The organism is Pseudomonas emilianonis, from assembly GCF_023072625.1.
Taxonomy (GTDB): Bacteria; Pseudomonadota; Gammaproteobacteria; order Pseudomonadales; family Pseudomonadaceae; genus Aquipseudomonas; species Aquipseudomonas paraveronii.
Genome location: NZ_JAKNRV010000476.1, coordinates 1 through 3353, shown reverse-complemented (window position 1 = coordinate 3353; position 3353 = coordinate 1). Strand labels below are relative to the sequence as shown.

2 protein-coding genes are annotated in these 3353 nt (G+C 63.2%); one reads left to right on the top strand and one right to left on the bottom strand.

Annotation, left to right across the window (positions count from 1 at the left end; translation table 11 throughout):
- Positions 1–1401: bifunctional diguanylate cyclase/phosphodiesterase (locus L9Z73_RS27855; protein WP_247407936.1), on the top strand; the 1401-nt coding region annotated here is incomplete at its 5' end.
- 66 nt (positions 1402–1467) lie between these two features.
- On the opposite strand, the gene L9Z73_RS27850 is transcribed toward L9Z73_RS27855, so the two are convergent.
- The coding region (locus L9Z73_RS27850) for a membrane-bound PQQ-dependent dehydrogenase, glucose/quinate/shikimate family (protein WP_247407935.1) at positions 1468–3353 on the bottom strand (1886 nt) is incomplete at its 5' end.

The following is a 3353-nucleotide window of genomic DNA, read 5'->3' as shown; positions in this document are numbered from 1 at the left end:
CGCATCGGCGCCGGTGACTACCGCACGCCGGTGCGGGTGCGCGGCAACGATGAATTCGGCCTGCTGGCCCGCGCCTTCAACGCCATGCAAAGCGGGATTGCCGTGCGCGAACGGCAACTGGCCCATAACGCCCTGCATGACCCGCTCACCGGTCTGCCCAATCGGGCCCTGGCCATGGAGCGCCTGGGCAGTGCGATCAGTGCGCAGCGCCCGGTGGTGTTGCTGTACCTGGGGATTGAAAACTACCGGTTGATCAATGAAGGCTTCGGCCCGCAAGGCGTCGAGCAAATGCTCCGCGAAGCCAGCCGCTGTTTGTCCATGAGCCTGCTGGCCAGCGACACGGCGGCGCGCATCACCGGCAGCGAGTTTCTGGTGCTGCTGGAAAACACCCAGATCGACCGCGCCGTGGCCCGTGCCGACCGTCTTTATGCGCTGATCACCGAACCCCAGCGCATCGGCAACGACGAACTGCGCCATGAAGTGAGCATCGGCATCGCCGCGTACCCCACCGACGGCCAGCAGGTCGACGAACTGATCAGCCGCGCCGCCATTGCCCGCCATGATGCGGCGGCCTTGCCCGGCTATCTGCAGATCTACCGGCAGGACCGCGACCTGGCGCACCAGCGCCAAATCACGCTGATCCGCGACCTGCGCCGCGCCGCCCTCGAAGGTGAGTTATTCCTGTGCTATCAGCCCAAGCTCGACCTCAAGCACGGCCATGTGCGCCAGGCCGAGGCTTTGCTGCGCTGGCAGCACCCGACCCTGGGCCTGGTGTCGCCTGTCGAATTCATCCCCCTGGCCGAACGCACCGGCAGCATAGGCAGCCTGACGTTGTGGGTGATCGAAGAAGCCATCCGCCAGATCGCCGAGTGGGCGCGCAGTGGTCTGCATATCCAACTGTCGGTGAATATTTCGGTGGACGACTTGGCCGATGACGACCTGGCGATTCGCGTCACTGCCTTGCTGCTGCAATACGGCGTACTGGCCCAGCAATTGATTTTTGAGATCACCGAAAGCGCGATCATGCACAACCCGCAACAGGCGCTCCGCGTGCTGGAACAACTGCGCGGCTGCGGCATCAGCCTGTCGGTGGATGACTTCGGCACCGGCTATTCGTCGCTGGCGCAATTGCAGCGCCTGCCGGTGCAGGAACTGAAGATCGATCAGTCCTTTGTGCGCAACCTCGACAGCACCAGCGGCGACGGCGTGATCGTGCGCTCCACCATCGAAATGAGCCACAACCTGGGGCTCAAGGTGGTGGCCGAGGGGGTTGAGTTCGAGCCCAGCCTGGCGCTGCTCAAACAGTGGAATTGCGACACCGCCCAGGGTTACTTGATCAGCCGGCCGTTGACCGCGATGGCGTTCGAGCGGTGGATGCGGCGCGAACACGTTCTGCTGTGAAAAAAACGCAGTAAAAAAGGCGGCTACCCGCGAGGGAAGCCGCCTTTGTTGTGCTGCCGGTAACGCTTAATCCGGCAGTTTGAACGCCATCACATAGTCACCCTGCTTGGTGCCCAGGGAACCGTGACCGCCGGCCATGACCAGCACGTACTGCTTGCCGTCCTTGCCGGTGTAGGTCATCGGTGTGGTTTGCGCACCGGCTGGCAGGCGACCTTCCCACAGTTGCTTGCCGTTTTTCACGTCATAGGCACGCAGGTACTGGTCGAGGGTGCCGCTCAGGAAGGACACGCCACCGGCGGTGGTGAAGGTGCCGCCCAGGCTAGGCACGCCCATGGTCAGCGGGACCGGAACCGGCGAGCTGTCGCGCACGGTGCCGTTCTTGTGCATCCAGATGGTTTTGTGGGTGGTCAGGTCGACCGCCGCCACATAACCCCACGCTGGCGCCTGGCACGGCAGGCCCATCGGCGACAGCATCGCTTCGAGGATCACGCCGTAGGGCGCGCCTTTGTTTGGCTGCACGCCTTCGGTTTCGCTGACGCGTGGGCCCTGCTTGGCGATGTCGGCGGCCGGGATCAGTTTCGATTTGAACGCCATGTAGCTCGGGTTCACGAAGGCGATCTGGCGCACGGGGTCGACGGAAATGCCGCCCCAGTCGAACACGCCGAAGTTACCCGGGTAGACGATCGAACCTTGCAGCGATGGTGGAGTGAAAGCACCGTCGTAGCGCATGGATTTGAAATCGATGCGGCACAGCATCTGGTCGAACGGGGTCACGCCCCACATGTCACGCTCTTTGAGCGGCGGTGGCATGAAGTTCAGGTCAGACTTCGGTTGCGTCGGCGAGGTGTGATCGCCCGCGACGGCGCCTTGCGGTACGGCCACTTCGTGGATCGGCACCACTGGCTGGCCCGTGGCGCGGTCCAGCACGTAGATGCTGCCTTGTTTGGTCGACGCCATCACCGCTTGCTTCACGCCGGCGTCGGTCTTGATGTCGATCAGCGACGGCTGGCCGCCCACGTCCATGTCCCACAGGTCATGGTGGGTGAACTGGAAGGTCCACTTCACGTGGCCGCTGTCGATGTCCAGGGCGGTCAGGCCGGCGCTGTATTTTTCCGAGTCTTCGGTACGGTCGCCGCCGTATTGGTCGGGCATCTGGTTGCCCATCGGCAGGTAAAGCATGCCGAGTTTTTCATCCACGGCGAACATGGACCACATGTTCGGCGAGTTGCGGGTGTAGGTCTTGCCCTCGGCCAACGGGGTGGTGTCGTCCGGGTTGCCGCTGTCCCAGTTCCACACCAGCTTGCCGGTGTGTACGTCGAACGCACGGATCACGCCGCTGGGCTCGTCGGTGGAGACGTTATCGGTGACGTGACCGCCGATCACTACCAGGTTTTTGGTCACGGCCGGTGGCGAGGTGGAGTAGTAACCGCCTGGGGCGAAGCTGCCGATATTGGCACGCAGGTCGACCTGGCCTTTGTCGCCGAAGTCTTCACACATCTTGCCGGTGTCGGCGTTCAGGGCGATCAGACGGGTGTCGGCGGTCGGTACGAAGATGCGTTTCGGGCAGGCGTTCGGTGCGGCAGCCGGGCTGGCGCTGCCGGTTGGGCTCTGCTCGGAGGCATAGACGGCGTCATCGTGATACGACACGCCACGGCAGGTCATGTGCGCCCAACCTTTGAAGCTCTCGGCGCCTTGGGTGGTGATCTTCGGATCGAAACGCCAGATTTCCTTGCCGGTATCCGGGTCGAGGGCAATCACCTGGCTGTGCGGCGTACACACGTAGAGCATGCCGTTGACTTTCAGCGGGGTGTTTTCCGCGGTGGTTTCACCGGGAAACCGCGCCAGTAAAGCGTCGGGCTCGATCAGGTACTTGAACCGGTACTCAGCGTAAAACGCGTAGCGCGGCGCGATCACACCTTTGAGCTCCAATTGCACCAGCAGCGTTTTGAGGG